Source organism: Zunongwangia sp., assembly GCF_048269745.1.
GTDB lineage: Bacteria > Bacteroidota > Bacteroidia > Flavobacteriales > Flavobacteriaceae > Zunongwangia.
The window spans coordinates 101601-122942 of the sequence record NZ_JBLXIB010000007.1 but is presented as its reverse complement, the minus strand read 5'-3'; the positions used below and the strand labels follow the sequence as shown (position 1 = coordinate 122942).

Annotated in this window: 15 protein-coding genes; 7 read left to right on the top strand and 8 right to left on the bottom strand. The window is 32.8% G+C overall.

Annotation, left to right across the window (positions count from 1 at the left end; all coding sequences use genetic code 11):
• Positions 1-298: 298 nt before the first annotated feature.
• Genes ACN0WI_RS10070 through ACN0WI_RS10050 form a run of 5 tightly spaced genes read left to right on the top strand, consistent with a single transcriptional unit; the run spans position 299 to position 7376 of the window.
• Complete coding sequence (locus ACN0WI_RS10070) at positions 299-1357, top strand: succinylglutamate desuccinylase/aspartoacylase family protein (RefSeq protein ID WP_417886639.1); 1059 nt, start codon at positions 299-301, stop codon at positions 1355-1357.
• Positions 1358-1398: 41 nt separating this feature from the next.
• On the top strand, positions 1399-3834 hold the full coding sequence (locus tag ACN0WI_RS10065; protein WP_417886637.1) for a TonB-dependent siderophore receptor: 2436 nt from the start codon (positions 1399-1401) through the stop codon (positions 3832-3834).
• A 32-nt stretch (positions 3835-3866) separates the two neighbouring features.
• Positions 3867-4568: an ABC transporter ATP-binding protein gene (locus ACN0WI_RS10060; protein ID WP_417886722.1), complete on the top strand. Its 702-nt coding sequence runs from the start codon at positions 3867-3869 to the stop codon at positions 4566-4568.
• A gap of 2 nt (positions 4569-4570) precedes the next feature.
• Positions 4571-5992, top strand: coding sequence for an ABC transporter permease (locus ACN0WI_RS10055; protein WP_417886635.1), 1422 nt, complete (start codon positions 4571-4573; stop codon positions 5990-5992).
• Position 5993: 1 nt separating this feature from the next.
• Positions 5994-7376, top strand: a complete 1383-nt coding sequence (locus tag ACN0WI_RS10050; protein ID WP_417886633.1) for an ABC transporter permease — start codon at positions 5994-5996, stop codon at positions 7374-7376.
• Positions 7377-7382: 6 nt separating this feature from the next.
• Here ACN0WI_RS10050 and ACN0WI_RS10045 read toward each other — a convergent pair whose 3' ends face one another.
• From ACN0WI_RS10045 to ACN0WI_RS10030, 4 genes are read right to left on the bottom strand one after another with little or no spacing between them, the layout of a single operon-like run.
• Complete coding sequence (locus ACN0WI_RS10045) at positions 7383-8519, bottom strand: cytochrome-c peroxidase (protein WP_417886631.1); 1137 nt, start codon at positions 8517-8519, stop codon at positions 7383-7385.
• Positions 8520-8522: 3 nt separating this feature from the next.
• Positions 8523-10112, bottom strand: a complete 1590-nt coding sequence (locus ACN0WI_RS10040) for a DUF6850 family outer membrane beta-barrel protein (protein ID WP_417886629.1) — start codon at positions 10110-10112, stop codon at positions 8523-8525.
• Positions 10113-11462: a DUF4876 domain-containing protein gene (locus tag ACN0WI_RS10035; RefSeq protein ID WP_417886627.1), complete on the bottom strand. Its 1350-nt coding sequence runs from the start codon at positions 11460-11462 to the stop codon at positions 10113-10115.
• A gap of 16 nt (positions 11463-11478) precedes the next feature.
• Positions 11479-14139: a TonB-dependent receptor gene (locus ACN0WI_RS10030; protein ID WP_417886625.1), complete on the bottom strand. Its 2661-nt coding sequence runs from the start codon at positions 14137-14139 to the stop codon at positions 11479-11481.
• Positions 14140-14403: 264 nt separating this feature from the next.
• Between ACN0WI_RS10030 and ACN0WI_RS10025 the strand changes: the two genes are divergently transcribed.
• Positions 14404-15966, top strand: coding sequence for a carboxylesterase/lipase family protein (locus tag ACN0WI_RS10025; RefSeq protein WP_417886623.1), 1563 nt, complete (start codon positions 14404-14406; stop codon positions 15964-15966).
• Between the two features lie 68 nt (positions 15967-16034).
• Here ACN0WI_RS10025 and ACN0WI_RS10020 read toward each other — a convergent pair whose 3' ends face one another.
• From ACN0WI_RS10020 to ACN0WI_RS10010, 3 genes are all read right to left on the bottom strand, one after another.
• Positions 16035-16457 (bottom strand): hypothetical protein, encoded by a 423-nt coding sequence (locus ACN0WI_RS10020; protein ID WP_417886621.1) that lies wholly within the window; start codon positions 16455-16457, stop codon positions 16035-16037.
• Between the two features lie 96 nt (positions 16458-16553).
• Positions 16554-17195 (bottom strand): response regulator, encoded by a 642-nt coding sequence (locus ACN0WI_RS10015; protein WP_417886619.1) that lies wholly within the window; start codon positions 17193-17195, stop codon positions 16554-16556.
• Positions 17195-19096 carry a histidine kinase gene (locus ACN0WI_RS10010; RefSeq protein WP_417886617.1) on the bottom strand — a complete coding sequence of 634 codons (1902 nt, stop codon included), beginning with the start codon at positions 19094-19096 and terminating at the stop codon, positions 17195-17197. The genes ACN0WI_RS10015 and ACN0WI_RS10010 overlap by 1 nt, the downstream gene beginning before the upstream one ends.
• Before the next feature lie 264 nt (positions 19097-19360).
• Between ACN0WI_RS10010 and ACN0WI_RS10005 the strand changes: the two genes are divergently transcribed.
• Positions 19361-19828 (top strand): hypothetical protein, encoded by a 468-nt coding sequence (locus tag ACN0WI_RS10005; protein ID WP_417886616.1) that lies wholly within the window; start codon positions 19361-19363, stop codon positions 19826-19828.
• 69 nt (positions 19829-19897) lie between these two features.
• Here the strand turns inward: ACN0WI_RS10005 and glmM are convergent, their stop codons facing one another.
• Positions 19898-21283 (bottom strand): phosphoglucosamine mutase, encoded by a 1386-nt coding sequence (gene glmM, locus ACN0WI_RS10000; protein ID WP_417886615.1) that lies wholly within the window; start codon positions 21281-21283, stop codon positions 19898-19900.
• Between the last annotated feature and the right edge of the window lie 59 nt (positions 21284-21342).

Genomic DNA, 21342 nt, shown 5'->3' with positions numbered 1-21342 from the left:
AGTAGTTTTCAATTTACTTCTTTTACTTCTTTTCAGTTTAATTTTCTATTAAAAATTAAATTTATTACGCAATTTCAAAATAGCGTAAAATTAATATCGAAACCTCATTTCTCTTTAAGAGGCCCACCTAGTTCTATTTTCTGTTAAAATTACAAATATTTATTATTTACTCCGATTGCTATTTTTTAGTAATCGGCTAATACCGTATAAATTATCGGCATTAAAATTAATTGCTATACTTATATAGCAATATCTCAATGCTTCATTTAGAATCTAAAATATTTAACTAATTCATACTATGAATTCTCCTATTTCTTATTTAAAAACAATTGTGGTATTTCTTTTTATTAGTTGTTCCACAATAACTATAGCCCAAAATATAAATTTTGAATTTGCAAAGCACTCGCTAAAACCTGGAAGCAAAACTGAAATTCTTTTACCTGTCGAAACAGAGACAGATAGCACTGTAATTCCGGTAACAATTTTTAATGGTACAAAAAAAGGGCCTGTGCTAGGAATTGTTGCCGGTGTACATGGCACCGAATTCGTTCCTATTTTAGCTGCACAACAACTAGCCAGAGATATCGATCCTAAAAACTTGTCGGGTACTATTATTTTAGTACATATTGCAAATGTAGAAGGTTTTCTAAATCGATCATTTCGAGTAAATCCTATAGACCAAAAAAATTTAAATCGTGTATTTCCTGGATCCAAAAATGGAAGTATGACCGAGCGTATTGCGTGGACAATTTCTAATACTATAATTCCGAATTGCGATTATTACATCGATGTTCATGCCGGAGATTATAATAACGATTTGAGAGCGTATGCCGGATATTATAATTATTTTGATAAACCAGTTGTTTCTAAACTAGCAAAAGATATTGCCGTTGCAATGGGATTCCCTTTTGTAGTACAATTCGGAAATGAACCAAGCTTAAAAAATAAAGCAGTTTACACTTCTAGAGAAGCTTTTATTCAAAATATACCGGCCATAGATATTGAATGTGGAAGAAAAGGTATTGTGGAAGAAAAATTTGTAATAAGAATTAAACAGGCCTTGTGGAATGTAATGGGCTATCTAGATATGGTAGATCAGACACCACCTAAAAACGAAGAACCCGTTATGATTGGGCAACGAACTACCATAAGTAGCCCAGAAACCGGGTTTTTCTATAGTGATTTTACTAGCGGAGATTATGTAAAAAAAGGAATGAAGCTCGGTTATATCACCGATTTATTCGGAAATCATGTAACTGATATAAAATGTCCTGTTGATGGAATGATCCTTTATAAAACATTTAATCCACCGATAAAAAAAGGAGATGGTCTATTCAATATTGGACACATCAACTAATAAATTCAACATTTAAAACTTGATTCTTTCAATTTACAATAATGAAAAATAGTTTCGTTCTCTTATTATTAATCTTTGCATCAACTGCACTTTATTCACAAACAACAGGTTCTTTATCAGGGAAAATTATTTCTAAGAATAATAATCCTATTGAAAAAGTAGCTGTTCAACTTAAAGAAAGTCAAAAAACAGCGATTACAAAAGCAGATGGTAGTTTTTCTATATCCAATTTACCTTACGGTACTTATACGGTATTTACAAGTGCACTTGGTTTTGATCCTACTTATAAAACAATAAAGCTAAGCGAAGAAAAACCTATATATTCTATAAAAATCAAGTTAATCCCTCATTCTTACGATCTTCAAGAGGTAGAATTACTAGGGAGAAAACGTAACAATTACGTAAGTGATTATAGTTTTATAGGTACAAAAACAGCTAGTCATGTAATTGATGTTCCGCAATCTATAGCTACTGTTACCAAAGAACTTATGGACGATCAGCAAGCTTTCACTTTAAACGATGTTGTTAAAAACGTTGCAGGTGTAAATCAATATTCTAGTTACGATGACCTTACGGTGAGAGGCTTTAGAAATGGATATCAAAGTGGATTTAGGCTTGTAAATGGTTTACGGTCGGGTTATAGCTACGGTAATGGATTTTTTAGAGTACCATTAACGGTAAACTTAGAACGTGTTGAAGTTTTAAAAGGCCCCGGAGCGGCATTGTTTGGTGATATTAACCCAGGTGGAACTATTAACATGGTAACCAAAAAACCGCTAGATAAAGATAGAAAAGCAGTTAAATTTTCTGTAGGTAGTTTTCAAACTGTACGGTCTACCCTAGATTTTACAGGTCCTCTAAATACTCAGAAAACATTATTATATCGATTAAATGTAGGATACGAGGATACTAAAACCTTTAGAGATTTTAATAACCGCAAATCATTTATTGTTGCGCCATCTGTTACTTTTTTACCCACCGATAAAACAACTATAAATGCAGAATTAGTTTATAGTAATTTTAACGGGTATTTAGATCGTGGTTTGCCCATAGAAGGTGGTAATTTGTTTGCGCTTCCACTTTCTTTTGCTCTTAATCAGCCTAACGATTATTTTAAGGTGAAAGATTTATCGGTAAATATGTCGTTAAATCATAAATTTTCAGAAAAATTTTCTTTCAATCTAGCCTACATGAAGTTTGCATATAATGAAGATTTGAGAGAACATCGAACACTGAATACCTTTGCCGATGCACCACAAAATACTATAATGAACATGCGGTATTTTGAACGTCAAGCCAAAGAATATACCGACAATGTATCGAGCTACTTTTCTCTAAAAGCCAATACCGGAAAAATAAAACATAAATTGATAGCGGGCTTAGATTACGTTCGGTTTAGTCCGGATAAAAACAGTGCGATGATTGATGCTCGAGCAAAAGTTGTTGCCGGAGATACTATTCCCTTACGTTTTGATTTAAAAAATCCCGTTTACGAAATAAAACATACTGATAATTATATAGAACGCCCTACTCCTCAATTTTTTATAGATTATTTAAATTCAGCATACCACACTACCGGAATATACGTACAGGATCAGGTAAGCTTAAGCAATCGCTTAGATGTTCTTTTAGGCTTGCGCTATGAATTTTATAGAGATGAAAGAGATTACGGTAATGGTGAGGAAGAAGTTGCTCAAAATACCGCATTACCCAGATTAGGTATAACTTATGCATTAAAGGATAACATCAACTTTTTTGCTAGTTATAGTCAAGGTTTTAAGCCAGTAAAAGCACAATTTGTAAAATTTCCTGAACGATATGGCCAATCAAATTCTTTTAAAAATGAAACAAGCTATCAAGTTGAAACTGGATTTAAGGGAGAATTCTTCAATAATTCATTAATAAGTACAATTTCTCTTTATCAAATAGAAAAAAGAAATACGCTACAAAATACGGGATTTTTAACGGATGAAGGAAATCCTATTTATAGACAAAATGGTAAAGCGATTTCTAGAGGAATAGAAGCTGAAATAAGTGGTAACTTAAACCGCTTATTGAGTATTAATGCTAATTATGCTTACAATTATACTAAAATTGAAGATGCTTCGGTTGCAGCAGAAAATGATAGAATGGCTGCTAATGCCCCTAAACATTCGGCTGGCTTATGGTTAAAATATAGTTTCTCGCACTATTCTTCATTAAACGGATTTGGGCTTGCAATAGGCGGTCAAGCCTTAAGTAAACGCAGAATGGAGTTACAAGTCCAAGATATCAATACCGGAGATTTAATTTGGGATTATTGGCCAAGCTACGCTATAGCAAATGCCGCAATATTTTATAAGGTTAATAAATTTAATATCAGTATAAATATCAATAACATTTTTAATAAAAAGTATTTTGTAGGTGGGTACGATTATTTTAGAGCTAGCCCGGGAAAACCAGCAAACTTTATAACTTCAGTAGGATATACTTTTTAAAAAACAAACCTCAACAACATCTGATGGATTTTATATTAGAAGCTAAAAGCTTACGCAAAGAATATCAAGATAAAATTGCATTACAAAATTTAGATTTACAAATTAAAAAAGGAGAGATATTTTGTTTATTAGGGCAAAATGGAGCTGGTAAATCTACAACAATTAACCTGTTTTTAGGTTTTATACAACCTACTTCAGGGCAGGCATTTATAAACGGAATAAATGTGCATAAAAATAGTACGGAAGTAAAAAAGCATCTTGCTTATATTCCTGAAAATGTAATGTTATACCCCAATTTAACCGGTATGGAAAACCTGTCGCTTTTTAGTAGTCTGGCGGGTTTTAAATATACCTCTTCTGAATTAAATAATTACCTTAAAACTGCCGGATTACCTACTGAAGCAATATCTCGTCGAGTTGGCGGCTATTCCAAAGGAATGCGACAAAAAGTAGGAATTGCTATTGCAGTAGCAAAAAAAGCACAAGTACTTTTATTGGATGAACCTACTTCCGGTTTAGACCCCAAAGCTAGCAACGAATTTTCTGAACTGCTTTTAAATTTAAGCAATAAAGGAACCGCTATTTTTATGGCTACTCACGATATATTTAGATCGAAAGCCTTAGGGACACGAATTGGAATTATGCGTGAAGGAGAGCTAATCGATATTTTACCGGCAAAAAATTTGGAAGCGGGTGAACTTGAAAAAAGATACTTAAACCATATGAAATTATAGATATGATACAAAGTATTGCAAAAAAAGAATATCTAAGTAGTATTCGAGATCGCAGATTTATTGTTATCGCTATAATTATTTCAATTTTATTAGTAATGGCTACCATAATTGGCATGCAAAATTATGAGAGCTTAAAAAACGAAAGAAATACTGCTCAGCAAACGGTAAACGATCAGTTTACAAATTCAACGGCTCGTCATCCTCACCGAATGGCACATTATGGTTCTTATGCATTTCGGCCAAAATCTCCTTTAAGTTTTCTGGATTTTGGGATAGATTCTTTTACAGGAACCACTCTGTACATGGAAGCTCACCGACAAAACACTGCTAATTTCAGTGAGGCACAGCAATCGACTTCGCTTATTCGTTTTGGCGAAATGAGTGTTGCTTTTGTACTTCAAATTTTAGTTCCGCTATTAATTATTTTTTTATGTTTTGGGGCTTTTTCTCAAGAAAAAGAAACTGGAACATTAAAAATACTGCTTAGTCAAGGAGTATCGATTACAAAAATTGCTTGGGGAAAAATTAAAGGGTACAGCCTAGTTGTAGCGACACTTATTTACCCCGCATTCTTCTTAGTATGCATTGTCTTATTTTTACAAGGTAATTTTGACTGGGAAACAGGAATGTTGGCTCGCTATCTAAGTTTTATAGCTGCTTATAGCAGCTACTTTTTTATTTTTATTATGCTTTCAGTAATCGTTTCGGCAGCTTATACTAATTCTAGTGCTTCATTAATTACCCTTTTAGGTATCTGGATGCTCTTTTGTGTAATTATGCCAAAAGTTACTGCCAACATTGGTGACCAGCTTTACCCTAGCATTACGAAGGCTGAAATGAATGCCGAAATTCATGAAGAAGTATTAGCCGGAATCGACGGGCACAATTCTAAAGATGAACGTGCAGAAGCCATGAAACAGGAATTATTTGATAAATATGGCGTAAATTCTTTAGAAGATTTACCAGTAAACTTCGATGGCCTTTGGCTAGCTAAAGGAGAGGAACAAAGTAGCAAGACTTATAGCAAACATTTTGATGAAATTACGCAGACTTTTCAGAAACAAAATAAAATAGCTACTTATGCTGCACTTATAAACCCATTTCTAGCAATTAGAAATTTATCTATGGGAATTGCCGGCTCCGATTTTTACCGATATACCGACTTTCTTAAAAAAGCAGAAAAATATCGATACCAACGTACTCAAAAATTGAATCACATTCAAGCTACCCGTCTCAAATACGGAGATAAATTAACAAGACTTGATAGTAAAACCTGGAAGGAATTTGAACCTTTCTCGTACACTACACCCGGATTATGGTGGTCTATAAAAAACCACTGGTTTTCTGTTTTTGCACTCATATTTTGGATGTTTTTACTTTCTGGCTCTACCACATTTATAATCCGAAAATCTAAAATAGCGTAAAATGAAACACTTTTTAATTTTACTGAAATTCGAGTGGCTAAATTTTAAAGCAAACCGAAGTATTAAATTATTACTGGCACTTACATTTATTTTAGGGCTTTATAGCATTTATTATGGTAGCGCCGAAATTAAAAAACAACAAGAAGTAATTGAAGCGCTTGACGGAATTACGCAACACAATATAAATGAATTATCAGATAGGTATCCAAATGGAACCGATGCCGGTAACATAGGCTATTATCATTCTACTTTTGCTCGTAATTTACCTGATGCATGGGCTGCACTTTCATTAGGACAGCGGGATATTAATCCGTTTTATATAAAATTACGCTTATTGAATTTACAATCTCAACTCTACGATTCTGAAATTGTAAATCCTATGAAATCTTTAGCAGGTAATTTCGATTTATCTTTTGTGCTTATCTATTTTTTTCCACTCTTAATAATTGGGCTAAGTTTTAATATTTTATCAATAGAGAAAGAGCAAGGCACCTTACCTTTACTCTTATCGCAACCTATAAAAACCATAACTATAGTAAGCGCTAAGCTATTTTTTAGATTTATATTGGTTGTAAGCTTAGCGTATTTACTTTCTATTATAGGATTTTATTATGCTGAAATATCTTTAGATAGCCGAATTTTACTGTGGTTTTTATTAATTACATTCAATTGTTTATTTTGGTTTGGCGTGTCATTTTTTATAGCTTCATTACAAAAAGCGTCTGCATTTAATGCTGTTTCTTTATTAGGAATATGGTTAGCTTTTACATTTATAATTCCGGCGGGCTTAAATGTATATGTAAATTTAAAACAACCGGTTCCGGAAGCTCTAGCTTTAACTATTAAACAACGCGAAGAAGTCCACGGTGGTTGGGATTTACCAAAAGATGAAACCATGCAACGTTTTTTCTCTTATTACCCGGAATGGAAAAATACAGCAAAAATAGAAGATCATTTTGGCTGGCGTTGGTATTATGCTTTTCAGCATCTTGGGGATGTTGCTGTTGAAAATTTAAGAAAAGAATATTTTGAAGGATTGAAAAATCGACAGAAGTTAGTAAATAATCTTAATTTTTTATCGGTTCCCGTAAATGTTCAAGGAGCTCTAAATGCTATTGCAGCAACGGACCTAAATGCACATTTACGATTTATGGAAAGTGCTAAAAAGCACCACGATGCATTACGTAATTTTTATTATCCTTATTTATATAATCAGGTATTATTTTATCCTAAAGATTATAAAAAAGAGCCTAGGCATTCCTTTAAAGCAAGCCCAGATTATATAACGGCTAAAAACAATATATACAAACTTATTGGTAGCGTTTGTTTTATTTTTATTTTAGGTATCGTTATTTTTTATAACAAACCATTACAAGTAAAATAACAACTATTATTCGGGGAGCTCCGGAGGAGTTTCCCGATGATTCACCGATTCTAAAGTTCTTAAGAATGCCACTAAAGCATATTTTTCTTTTTTAGTTAAGTGTAGCTTTTTTAGTAAAGGAGAAGTTGTTGGGAATAATGTATCGTTTACTTGATGATCTTTTCGTTTTGGCTGTGGCATCCCGGCACTGTATAAATTTACAATTCCGTATAAATTTTGAAATAACCCATTATGCATATAAGGCCCGGTTCTGCTAATTTCTCGTAAAGTTGAAGTTTTAAATTTCCCCACATCATCTTTGTTTCCGGTAACTTCATAACGTCCTAAATCTTCAAAAGGTCGCCCGTAATACGTTAAACCGGTATTATGAAATTTATTATCTGAAAAATAACCGGTATTATGGCAGTTGATACATCGAGCTTTAGTTCTAAACAAATGCATTCCTAATACCTGCTGATCGGTAAACATTTTACTTTCTCCATCTATAAATCGGTCAAAACGAGTGCGCCCGCTTACAATCGTACGCTCGTAGGTAGCAATTGCTTTTTGAATGCGTTCTTTACTAACTGTTTTATCCCCAAAAGCGGCTTTAAATAAAGCTTTATAGCCTTCAATTTTTGCGATATCTTCAGAAGCCAAATTTATATGAAAATTCATTTCTAGCGTATCCTGAATAGGAAATTGCGCCTGATCTTCTAACGAACTAGCGCGACCATCCCAAAATAAAGTTTCAGCATAAGCAGAATTTAAAATCGTCATTGAATTTCTTCTACCTTCTCTTCTTAAATGCCCATAGCTATGCCTTCTTCCATCTCCCCAACCCAGTTCTGAATCATGGCAACTAGCACAGGATATTTGTCCGCTTGATGATAAACGTGGATCGAAAAACAAGCTTTTTCCTAAGTCTTTTTTGGCTTCAGAATATGGATTATCTGTAGGAAATTGAACATCAGGCAAACTTCCTATATCCTTAAAATCAGAATTGTTTATTGTTGAATCTAACGTAGGTTTTGGCCAAGTAGATGGGTCTCCACTACTATAAACCTCACGTAACTGATCTATATTATATTCTTGATAAGCTTTAAAACCAAAAAAACTTAAAACTATTGAGAAAATTAAAATTTTGAATATTGTATGTCTCATGCTTTAATAATATACTTTTAAACTTGCTGAAAAATTCCATCTATTTGGAGTGGCATTATTCCAGTTCTGCAAATTGTCGAAGCTTTCTTGGTAAGCTCCACCAATGGTAAAATAAGTATCAAGATTTTTAAAGGATTTAAAGTTGAATCCTAAATCGATGTTGGTTTGCCAGTTTGAAACCCCAAAAAACTCCGCATTGGGTTGTGTTACCTCTTCATAAAAAAGCTTACGGGTTAAACCGAAAAAATCACTATCATCTATATTGTTAAATTGTAAACTAGGGTAATTATTAATCTGCTGTAAAGAAATATTTGCTTGTCCACTTATTCTAGGTAAAAAATCTAAAACGGAGGTCAATTTAAAACGCTTCATTGCATAAAATTTTGGTTTCAAAAATGAAAATTCTAAACGAGACTGTTCCAACACATCTTTCTGGTTAGAGTTCGTATATTCTACCCCAACGCCTAAATCGATTATTGGTTTGTTTTGCGCGATTTTTAAATAACCGAAAAGTAACGAAGCTTCGGTTAACGAAGTAGAATACGATTTCCCTCCTTTATTAGTAAGTACATTTTCTGCCTTTGTATTCAATCCTGAAAATTGAAGTTTTAAATGGCTGTTTTCGGTTTGTTTTTTTAATACCAAAGCATCCAAAGAATAGGTTTTGGGTTTGTATTCAGCAAAAAACTCTTTTTCTTTATGCTTGTTATTTACATTACCATTTTTATAAGTATCTTGTTGTTTTTGAAGGTAGCCAATATTTACACTAACATTATAATTTTGGTTATCTAATAGATACCCTATAGAAACACCCGCTTGATGATAATTACGCATGGTATGCTCAAAAAACGGATTGGTAAACGAACCATACCCAATTAACCATTTAATATGTTGTCTATAATATCGAGGAGTATTATTACTATCCACATTAAAAGAGGGTCTATTGGTAATATCGGTCGCTCCGTATGTTCCTTTTATATTTAGGTACTGAGATTGATTAATTTGATAATTAAATCCGGCATTAAATACAAGTTCATTAAAGGTAATTTTATCACGAGGGTCTCTATCGTTCCTGTATTTATTGAAAAGATGATACTTAACTTCGGCTAATGCATGCCATTTATCATTTATAGGAAATACAATTCCGCCATTAATATCATAATCTTGATTACTCCAATTACCAGGCCTGGCTACTCCAAAATAATGCGGATCTTCCATAAGTGCGTTTTCCGGAAGCTGATAGCTTAAATTCCATTTTAAATTTTTATAGTACGATTTAGTAATCGATAAATTGCCGTAAAATAAAATTCCGCTTTCATTCTTAAAAATTCCTTGAGTTTGTAATCCAAAATCCTGCATTTGGGAAGGGATTCTAGCATCTCTAAAATCCCCTCCTTCAGCAGTATAAAACAATCCTGTTTCGGTATAGTTTTTTACAGGCAAATACAAATAGTTGAATGGATTCCCCCTTTTAGCAGTTATAATATCTGTAAAAAAAGTATTACCGCCTGGAGTAAATTCCTGTGCTTTTAGAGCTACTATATTTATAGTAAAAATGGCTATACCTAAAAGTAAAAAACGATACCGATTCATTTAAAAAGTAGTTGTAATTTCTACAATAGGTTTATCTAGTACTTCAAAATCGTTACTACTGTTATTAGTGTCCTGATAAAATACTTTTCCATCTTTTTCAGACTTCACTTTACGGATTACTGATTCTGAAGAAAATTTCCCGCTAATTGTTGCTATTTCACCAGCATCCACGCTATTTGGTAATCTTGGTGGTTTTGGCTTAGCCGGATCTGTATTTTGTATTTCTACCCCGTCTAAAACATATGCTACAGGCACCTGCATGAATGTTGAGGTTTCTTCATCAAATCTATCATCGTTGATAGAGGGCAGCGGCACTGAGTTTATTTGTTGATATTCTTCTTCGTTAGCTCTAAAAATAACTAAAGCCTCACGACCCTTGGTGTCTAATATTAAATCGTTTCCTTTAAAGGTTTTAAAAACGATATTTAAATTTATCGAATTTGGATTGTCAATATCAGAGTCTATTCCATTTCCGCCGGTAGAAGCAAAATAATCTTGATAAAACGCCTCGAAAGGAGCCTGACTTAAATCTACCGTTAATGATGGATCTTCTACTTCATAAGTTACAGTTTCTCCGTCACTATTTTGGGTAGTTAATGGAGCTTTATGATTTACTGCAGTAGCTGCAATAATTACACTTTGTCCTGATGCAAGCGGATATTCTTCTCCGCTACCCGGAATTTGCAATACTTCTTCAGCATATACATACGCGGTATTTGCATTGTCGGGATCTTGTTGATTAATAGATTGACTCCAATCGTACTGACCATTAGATAAATTATAATCTCTAACCGTAGAACTAATACTAGTTTGTCCTTTTATTTGTGCAAAATATAATCCATCTAAATAAATGGTTTTATTAGAGTTGTTATGAATTTCTACAAACTGGTCGCGGAATACAGCTCCTTTTCGTACATCAGATCCCGAAAAGTAGATTTGTTTAAACACTAAATCTCCAATTTGCCCGGTTACTAAAGAGACTTCTGTAGTGGTGTTTGTTTCTGAAATACTTACATTAGTTAAACTACCATTAAATATTACCTCATCAGTAGCTTCTTTTCCTGAGAAGGCGGTATATTCCTCCGCTGTAAATTGTTTAGCCACATTTATAGTATAGGTGCCGGGTACTACCTCTATAGTTGCATTCCCTGAAGCATCGGTAGTAACAGTATAGGTTTTACCATCTTCTATATTTTCTAAAGAAATGCGAGCAGATTCAGCCGGCATGTTATTTTCGTCTTCGCCAAGATCTATTGAAAACTGGTGTGAAACTACCGACAGGAAATTGTCATCGTCACTACACGATAAAAATAATAGGCTTATTAAACCTAATAGATAAAACTTTCTCATTGATTGTATATTTAGATTAGAATTGATAATTAATTTGCGCGCCAAAACTTATAGGATCATTTTTTCGGGTCTTATGATTCCCTGTTGCTACTTGTGGTTGATAATTTAAAAAGTTGGTAACATACATCGATAAGCTTAAATTATTCTGAAACTCTTTGGTTAGCCGTAAATGAAAATTATGATACAGATGCGTGACTTGATCTCTAGAATTTAATGGATTTTTAAGTAAACTCTGAAATTTCTGATCGTCTCGATTTTCTGCTGGGATAGCTATGCGATCACCATTCCCATTAATATATGCACTCGGATAAATTGATTTTATTGTAGCATAAGTGGTTCTTCGGGTAAACTGTTCTGCAGTTAGCGAAATTAATAACCCTAATTCAGATAAATGATAACTTGCCGTCCCACGCAATTTTAAATCGTCAGACTTATCAGGATATTTTGTAAAAATTCCATAAGGAACAGCAGTATTGGCCTTATCGGAATTAGATTCTATAATTTCATTAAACGAATTATTCTCAGTATATACATATCGTCCTGAAAAACTAAACGAAGTATTAATCGCTTCAATTTTTTTGAAAGTTGCAAAAAACTCTATCCCAGCATCTGTTGTTTCTTGAGAATTTTGTGGTAAACTATAGGTTTCTACTCGATTAGAATATCCGGTTACTTCATAATCTGGAGCTGTATTATCTTCCGGATAAGTAAATTCAACTTCAGGATAATCAAAATTCACTAATTGTTTAACCCCAACAATTCCATCAAAAGTTCGGTTATAATAAGCGGTTAGACTAAAATTAGCGAAATTAGCATTGTAATTAGCACCTATTTCGTATTTCCAAATTTTGGAAGGCTCCAAATCTAATTTGTCAATCGCAATTTTATAGGTTTGTACTAAATTAAATGCATAATCATTGGTTCTAATATCTCGAATTAAATAATCGTAATATTTATCGCTCGGGAAAATTTGCGAAAGTGAAGGCGCTTTAGAAGCAAAACCTATACCGCCTCGTATACTCCATTTTCTAGATAGTTCGTAGCCAAAATTGATACGCGGGCTGATACTGGAAAAACCATTTTGATTATCATAGCGCACCCCGATATTCGCAAATAAATCGTGGCCATTTGCAAAAGTATAGGTACTGTTATCTTGAAAATAAATTCCGTAATTTTTTCTTGGAGTCACTAAATTTCTATACGAAGTAGGTCTAAAACCTACATCTTCTCCACTTGTGCCTTTAAAGGTAAGATCTGAATACGCTTTATCAGGATCGTAACCTTTGCCACGGCCTGTATTATCACTATAGCTAAAATTGAATCCGGCTGATAAATTATGACTAAATTTTTCGCTATTCAGCGATTTTCTAAACGATAATTTAGTGTTTAAATTTAGCGGTTGTCCAAAAACTTCTTTTACAGACAAGTAAGAAACGGGGGTATAATTACCAGTATATAAACTGGTTTCCATTGCGGTAGGGACTACTCGTCCTCCGTTATTTATAAATGATTGATGATAGGAGTGTTGTTTAGCATACGAAAATCCCACATTAAATTCGATATTATCGATTATAGCCGTATTGGCATTCCAAAACAAACGGTTACTGAGTCGAATTCCTCTATCCTTTTTAAAGGTAGCTTCTCTTTTTCCAGATTCATTCTCTTTATCGTAAGAGATATCATTTAAATTATCATGAAAATTAAGAGAAAATGAATTTCGAAATTTTTTGTCGTGAGAATTTACGGTCCAAATAGCAGATGCCGTTACCCGATCGTAGCTATTTAACTGATCGGTAGGATTATTATTCGCATTCAAATAATTAATAGAGAAACTTAAATTGCCAGCTTTTTCTCCCAAATTATATCCTTTATCTAAACTTACCTGAGTAGTTCCTTGCCGCAAACTAGCCATTACCCGATACGGGCTTATCCCAGCTTTTCGGTCTATTTTAATTAAACCGGTAGTTAAATTTCCATATTCAGCATCCGGTATTCCGGCTATTACTTCTATTTTTTCAATATTAGAAGCCGGTATGGTATTTAAATCTAAACCATTAGACGGATTATCTAGGCTGGTTAGACCGTTATTGCTGCCCCCATTATAAGTTTGCATATTTTCATCATTAGAAATTTGCAAGCCATCAATCATATACGCAATACCAAATGCATTTGTTGTAGACTCTCCAGCCGTTCTTAAATTTAAAATTTTAGTTTCAGTGAAATTGGGCGGTTTTATTTCTTGCCCAGGTAATTGTTGTAAAATATCAGAAAGGCTAAACGATTGGCGTTGGTTAACGGCATAATCATCTAAAACTACTGCAGATCCTACTTTACTTCGTTTGGGCACGGCAGTTACCGTGACATCATCTAATTTGAGGTTGTCGTCTTGCAACCGAACAGTAAGGATTTCACTAAAATTTTTAATATCATCTTGCGTGATTTGCAGTTCTTTTTTACCCAGAATTTTAAAATTTAATTCAAAACGCTGAGGGTTGCTAATTGCTATTGAAAAATATCCTTTGGCATTGGTAAGCGTCCACGCATTAGTTTTAGCCTCGGTAATTAAAACATCTTCGAGAGCCTGATTGTTTTCATCGCTTATAACTCTACCCGTCAGCCGTGTTTGGCTATACGAAAATGTACAACTTAATATAAATAACAAAGTAATAAATCGCATACAGTAGGGATTTGCGGCTACAAATATATTTTTATTTAGATTTAATACAAATAAAAATAAGCGATTTTTAGTAAAAAGTTAACATTTACTACTTCACTAAATAAAATGTAGCAATTTTATTTAGAAACGTGTAATTTGAATTCTAAAAATGAAAATCATTTTCAATTTATTCGTAAATTTAGCATTATTTATAAGTGTATTTTTTATACTTATTTAATAAAAAATAAAATTCACTAATAACATAACGCATTAATACTACTGAATATGAAGTATTTACTATTTCTTGCACTACTATGCCATAATATGCTTATCAATGCTCAAAATCTTACTCAAACTAAAGTTGAAGGTGGGTTTGTTAAAGGCTATTACGAAAACGATTTAACTATTTTTAAAGGTATTCCCTTTGCAGCTCCACCAATAGATGAATTACGTTGGAAAGCTCCACAACCGGTAAAAAGTTGGGAAGGCATAAAAAAAACTACTAATTATGCCCATTCTCCCTTTCAGCCTGGAAATCCTGTTGCCGGAAAAAGTGAAGATTGTCTTTACTTAAATGTATGGACACCTGCCAAAACTAAAGATGAGAATTTACCAGTTATGGTATGGATTTATGGTGGAGGATTTAGCTTTGGTAATACCGCAGAGCCTGTTTACGACGGAACTTCTCTGGCAAAAAAAGGAGTGATTTTAGTTTCTATTGCCTATAGAGTAGGTCCTTTAGCTTTTTTAGCACATCCTGAATTAAGCAAAGAAAACAAATCTAATACATCGGGAAATTATGGCTTATTAGACCAAATTGCCGGATTAAAATGGGTGAAAAATAATATTAAAAATTTTGGAGGAAATCCTAATAACGTTACCATATTTGGTGAGTCTGCCGGCGGCATTTCAGTTAGTATGCTATGTGCATCTCCTTTAGCAAAAGGTTTATTTAATGGTGCTATTTCACAGAGTGGCGGTTCATTTGGTCCTACTCGAAAAAACACCTATCCTGGTGAAAACATAAAAACCCTTAAACAAGCAGAAGCTAATGGTGTTGAGTATGTAAAAAAAGCCGGTGTAGCATCTATTAAAGAATTACGAGAATTACCAGCAGAAAAATTACCTATGGGAATGGGTATGGGAAGTAACTGGCCGATAGTTGATGGTTATGTTATTCCAGATACTCAATATCATTTATATAAAGAAGGTGACTTTAATGATGTTCCTGTTTTAATCGGATATAATTCTGATGAAGGAGCTAGCTTCTCTAGAGAAAAAACACCAGATCAATATATTGAAAACACACGAAACCGTTATGGAAAATTTGCCAATAAACTTATTGAAGCATATCCGGTTTCTGAAAATAGTGTTCCTAAAACAGCTAGAGATTTAATGCGTGATGCCGCTTTTGGTTGGCATACCTGGAAATGGGCTAATCTACAATCTCAAAAAGGAAATACTCCTGTATTTTATTATTATTTCGATAAACATCCTGACTACCCAAAAGATTCTCCACAATACGGGTATGGTTCTCCTCACGGTCAAGACGTTGCCTATGCGTTTATGAATTTAGATGTTGTAAATAAAGGAAACATTTCAGCTTCCGATAAAAAATTAGCTGAAATAATGGGAACCTACTGGACCAACTTTGCAAAATATGGAAATCCTAACGGAAAAACAGTTCCTAAATGGTCTTCTTTCAGTAAGGATAATCCAAAAGTTATGTATCTAGATGCTGATCCGCATTTAGGTAATGTACCAAGTGAAAATTCTTTAGAAGTTTTAAATGAATATTTTGAATGGAGATTTACTCCTGAAGGAAAAGAATGGGGACAAAACAATTAAAAATAAATAAATGATGGTAGAATTTTAACCAATTCTACCATCATTCTTAGTTATAAATTATTATTGTACTAAACTGCAAATAGAAAGGAAGCAATAATCATCCAGCTACCTACAATTAAACCTAAAATTCCTAATTTGCCTTGCTTAGGTGCTATCTTTTCACGCAATGTAGCTGCCTTTTCTTGTGCCGCCGCATTATTTTTTAATACTAAACTATTGATAAGAGCAAAGCCTAACATAAAACCTAAACCAGCCTCTACCACACTACCAGCTAATAAAGTTGTCCACCAAATTGGTGCTGAAGTTAACCAACCTAAATTAAGAATAGCTGAAATAATTCCCCAAATTCCAAAGACACAAAAAACAAGGCCAATCCAACCCTGATAAGGTGCAACTTTAGCTAACAATTCTTCTGCATTCGGCTTTTTTGAAAGAATTAAAGATGGAACTGCAATAATGCTTAATAAGATGAGAGTAATACCGTAAATCATAATTTGTAATTTTTATTTTTTACAAAGATGCAACGAAGTACTCCTTCATTTATAAACCGTATTTTGGGAAAAAATACACCCTGTTTTCAGGGAGTATTAATCTAAAATACCGTTCTCAATAGCATAACGAGTTAAACCTGCCAAGTTACGAACCTGTAATTTCGATATTAGATTTTTTCGATAACTTTCTATGGTATGCTTACTTAAAAAAAGTTCATCTGCAATTTCTTGAGTAGTATATTCTTTAGCGATTAATTTTAAAACCTCTTTTTCTCTTTTAGTTAATTTTACAACCGGTTTTTTTCGAGTTTCCAGCATTGTATTCATTAACACCTGTTTAATACGTGCTGAAAAATAAGTTTCTCCACTTAAAATAGTTGTAATAGCAGTTAATAATTCTCGCTTTTCAGAATTTTTAGAAATATACCCCTCTATACCTATTTCGGTAAGTTGTTTTATAGTTTCTCCATCTTCTGACATACTAACCACTAAGGTTTTCACATTCGGAAATTCCTTTTTTATTGCTGAATTTAATGCGATACCATCCATTCCTGGCATGCTTAAATCTGTAATTACTAAATCTATTGCTTCATCTGTATTTATTTGTAAATACTTCAGCACCTGTTCTCCATTAGCCGCAGTAAGTTTTACATCTATATTTTCTTCATCGTTTAAAATACTCTTTACGCCATCAATAAACATGGCATGATCGTCGGCAATAATTATAGTATATTTCATTATTTTTCAATAAATTTTATTTTAGGAAATTCAATATTAATTACAGTTCCCCTATTTTTAGCACTATCTATAGCGATAGTTCCATTATATTCTTGAACACGCTGAGTAATGTTTCTAAAACCGATGCCTTTAAAATTACCTTCAGTATTAAAACCAATCCCATCATCATCGTATGATAAAGATAAACTTTGCTCCTCTTCAGGCATAATTATTTGTATACTTACCAAACTAGCTTCGGAATGCTTTATTGCATTTGTCACTAACTCTTTACATATATTAAAAAGTGTTACTTGCATTTTTTCGGACACTTTATTTATACGCGTTTCTGGATAAGCATTAAACTCTATCTCTAAATTGGAAGTTCCCTGTAATTTATCTAGATAATTTGTTACTAAGCTTGTAAAAGCTTGTTCTGTAAATTCTTTAGGAATAAGACTATGCGAAATTTCTCGTACTTGCTGATACGTTGCATCTAACTGAGCAACAATTGTTTTATTTCCGGAATCACCTTCCTCTTTATCCATTTGTAATTTAATAGCGGCTAAATTACCACCTATGCTATCGTGCAATTCACGAGCTATACGGTTACGCTCTTCATTTTGAGCTTTAATACTTGTTTTGGTTAGATCTAATTCCTGTTTTTGCAATAAAGCTTGAACTTCTTTTTTATTTAAATCTTCTTGTTTTTTAGTTAACAAACTCTGTGCTTGTAACTTCTGGTAATACACAATTAATAAAAGTATTATAGGAATTAAAATAACTAAAAATCCTATTAAAAAAGCATTTTTTGTAGTTCTTTGATGATCAATCTCTGCTTGCTTTTTTAATTGCTCTTTTTGTAATTTATTAATTTCTTGCTCCTTTTTTAAGGTTTCGTATTTAAGCTCGATATCTCTAACTAATCGCTGATTTTGTTTTTTTGCAATAGATCGTGTAATCGATTCTTTTTGCGTCATTAAACCATAAGCATTTTTATAATTTCCACGAGCTTTATAAAGTACCACCAATAAATTAATTACATCGCGCTGTAATTCTAATCGATTCCAACTTATAGTATTGGCGTATGCTGTACTCAATGCAAACTCTGCCATTTGGTAATTTTTCATCTGGATGTAAAGGCTACCTTCTGCCAAAACACTTTTTATATATAAATCGTACAAACTAAACTCTAAAGATTTCTGTTTACTTTCTTGAAAAATTTGTATCGCTTTTTCCTGATTATTGGTTAAAGCAGCTATTCTTCCATTTGCTATTTCAACACGTAATTTTAACGGTAAATAATTATTAATTTCTTGATTTTTGAACACTTCTTCGATTAATTCTTGTGCTTTATCAAAGTCTTTATCCAGAATAGCTACATCAATTTTTAAAGCATCTACAGAAAATGCCAGCTTTAAATTGTTTGAAGGATTTTTTATCTGTTTTAAATATAAAACCGTTTTATCACGATCTCTTTTCAGAAAATAAGTTTCAGCTAATCCTAATTTTAAAAAAGTAGTAATCTTAGCATCTCCTGAAAGTTCAATACCTTTTATAAAACTCGCTATAGCCTCGTCTAATAGGCCAATATCCCTTTTACCAACAGCTTCGTAATATAATCCTAATTGTTTAAATTTCTTCTGAAGTGGCGGATTATCTATTAATTTCGATTCTCGTTGTATTTTTTGTCCGTAAACTAATAACGAGTCTACATTTCCGGAATTTTTGAAAATCTGAGAAATGGTGTCTAAATATTGCAAACGATCTGAAGGATTTTCTTCAGCTTCTAATCGGTTATACAAATTTTTAGGTACATCTGTTGGTAATACTGAAAAAGATCTAAAATAAACTTTATCATTTTGAGATTGAAGTTGAAATATAACCCCCAAAAACAACAATAACACATATTTTTTTATACCCATATTCAACCAAATTGCTACAAAATTACATTTATATTTTCAGATTAAATTCTAGCTTGTTCAATTTCTCTTAAAAAACAAACATTCTTAATCAGCAACTAATGTATAGGTAAAATAAAATAACACTTTCACTGGAAACAGGGATAATTACTACTTTAAAAAAATTGATTTTTGCTTATCGATTATTAGTAATAATCTAACTAACCTGTATATAGTTTTTAGATACTAAGAAGTAATTATCAACACTTAATTTAAAAAACGAACACTATGAGAACATTAATTGCTCTACTTATTTTCACTATAAGCTTTTCTGCTAATGCACAAAAAAATACTGATACTATTGCTGAAGAAAAACTAGATAGCATTCAGCTTGTGCTAAAAAAGAATCAAAAAATTCAACAAATTTATTCAATCAGCCAAATTGATTATATATTAGATAGCGACAGCTATTCATTAGAACAATCAAAAAAATTTAAAGTTCATTTTTCAGCATCTTTAGTAAGCCAAATCGATAAACCATTTTTAAATTGGCTTAAAGGGAATCCTGAAGAATGGTCGGGAAATTTAATGGTTTACGAAAAAGGAAAAAAAGAGCCTACATTTACTTTAGATTTTGAAAGATCTAAAATTACTTCTTTTAGCCAAACTATAGATAAAGAATACCCGTTAAACACCACTATTTATTTTGCTTCAATACTAGAAGACGTCCTGATAAACGGAATCGAATTAGAATAAATTACCAATTAAAAAAGAAAAGCCGAAATTCGATAATTTCGGCTTTTCTTTTTTAAGATATACTACAAATTATGCGATAATTTTTTTAATATCTACTATCATTTTCTCGGCAAGCTCATCAGCTTTTTCTTGTGTTTTGGCTTCCGTATAAATTCGAATTATTGGTTCGGTATTCGATTTACGTAAATGTACCCAATTTTCTGGAAAATCAATTTTCACACCATCTACCGTGCTTACTTCTTCTGACGCATATTTTTCTTTCATAGCTTTCAGAATAGCATCTACATCGATTTGTGGCGTTAATTCAATTTTGTTTTTACTCATAAAATATTCAGGATAACTATCTCGTAGTTCCGAAACTTTTATTTTCTTTTCAGCTAAATATGTTAAAAATAAAGCTACTCCTACTAAGCTATCTCTACCATAATGAGCTTCCGGATAAATAATTCCGCCATTTCCTTCTCCTCCAATTACCGCATTACTTTGCTTCATTAGTGTTACTACATTTACCTCTCCTACGGCACTTGCTTTATAGGTTCCGCCTTGTTTTTCAGTAACATCTCGTAAAGCTCTAGACGATGAAAGATTACTTACCGTATTACCGGACGTTTTACTTAAAACATAATCGGCACAAGCTACTAAGGTATATTCTTCTCCAAACATATTTCCGTTCTCATCAATAAATGCTAAACGATCTACATCTGGATCTACTACCACACCAAGATCAGCTTGTTCTTTCTTTACCAATTCGCAAATATCGCCTAAGTGTTCTTTTAAAGGTTCTGGATTATGTGGGAAATGCCCATTTGGTTCACAGTAAAGTTCTATTACTTCTACGCCAAGTTTTTTCAATAATTTTGGGATAGCAATTCCTCCGGTAGAATTTACAGCATCTACCACTACTTTAAAACCAGCTACTGATACTTTTTGAGCATCTACTAATTTCAACTTTAAAACTTCTTCGATATGCCTATCAATGTAATCTTCAATTTTTATAACTGTCCCTAAGTCGTCTACATCAGCAAAAGTAAACTCTTCCTTTTCGGCAATCTCTAAAATTTCTGCACCATCTTCACCGCTTAAAAACTCGCCTTTTTCATTCAAAAGTTTTAAAGCATTCCATTGTTTTGGATTATGGCTAGCTGTTAGTATAATTCCGCCATCGGCATTTTCTAATGGTACTGCAATTTCAACAGTTGGTGTGGTAGATAAATCTAGATCAACTACATCTATGCCTAAACCAACCAAGGTTTGTAAGGTAAGTTGCTGTATCATATTTCCTGATATTCTGGCATCCCTACCTACAACTACTTTTATTTTTTTTGATTCTGAATTCTTTTTTAGCCAACTGCCATAGGCAGCAGCAAATTTTACAGCATCAATTGGGGTTAAATTATCTCCGGTTTTACCTCCAATAGTCCCTCGAATTCCAGATATAGATTTAATTAAACTCATAGCTTTGTTAATTTATAGCTGATTTTTTTCCAGCCTTAGTACTACAAATATACTATGCT

Excerpts from the sequence above, each read along its gene's own strand:
- ACN0WI_RS10040 (WP_417886629.1), bottom strand. The coding sequence starts at position 10,112 with ATGAATCGGTATCGTTTTTTACTTTTAGGTATAGCCATTTTTACTATA.
- ACN0WI_RS10025 (WP_417886623.1), top strand. The coding sequence starts at position 14,404 with ATGAAGTATTTACTATTTCTTGCACTACTATGCCATAATATGCTTATC.
- ACN0WI_RS10005 (WP_417886616.1), top strand. The coding sequence starts at position 19,361 with ATGAGAACATTAATTGCTCTACTTATTTTCACTATAAGCTTTTCTGCT.
- glmM (WP_417886615.1), bottom strand. The coding sequence starts at position 21,283 with ATGAGTTTAATTAAATCTATATCTGGAATTCGAGGGACTATTGGAGGT.
- ACN0WI_RS10015 (WP_417886619.1), bottom strand. The coding sequence starts at position 17,195 with ATGAAATATACTATAATTATTGCCGACGATCATGCCATGTTTATTGAT.
- ACN0WI_RS10020 (WP_417886621.1), bottom strand. The coding sequence starts at position 16,457 with ATGATTTACGGTATTACTCTCATCTTATTAAGCATTATTGCAGTTCCA.
- ACN0WI_RS10035 (WP_417886627.1), bottom strand. The coding sequence starts at position 11,462 with ATGAGAAAGTTTTATCTATTAGGTTTAATAAGCCTATTATTTTTATCG.
- ACN0WI_RS10045 (WP_417886631.1), bottom strand. The coding sequence starts at position 8,519 with ATGAGACATACAATATTCAAAATTTTAATTTTCTCAATAGTTTTAAGT.
- ACN0WI_RS10065 (WP_417886637.1), top strand. The coding sequence starts at position 1,399 with ATGAAAAATAGTTTCGTTCTCTTATTATTAATCTTTGCATCAACTGCA.
- ACN0WI_RS10010 (WP_417886617.1), bottom strand. The coding sequence starts at position 19,096 with ATGGGTATAAAAAAATATGTGTTATTGTTGTTTTTGGGGGTTATATTT.
- ACN0WI_RS10030 (WP_417886625.1), bottom strand. The coding sequence starts at position 14,139 with ATGCGATTTATTACTTTGTTATTTATATTAAGTTGTACATTTTCGTAT.
- ACN0WI_RS10050 (WP_417886633.1), top strand. The coding sequence starts at position 5,994 with ATGAAACACTTTTTAATTTTACTGAAATTCGAGTGGCTAAATTTTAAA.
- ACN0WI_RS10070 (WP_417886639.1), top strand. The coding sequence starts at position 299 with ATGAATTCTCCTATTTCTTATTTAAAAACAATTGTGGTATTTCTTTTT.
- ACN0WI_RS10055 (WP_417886635.1), top strand. The coding sequence starts at position 4,571 with ATGATACAAAGTATTGCAAAAAAAGAATATCTAAGTAGTATTCGAGAT.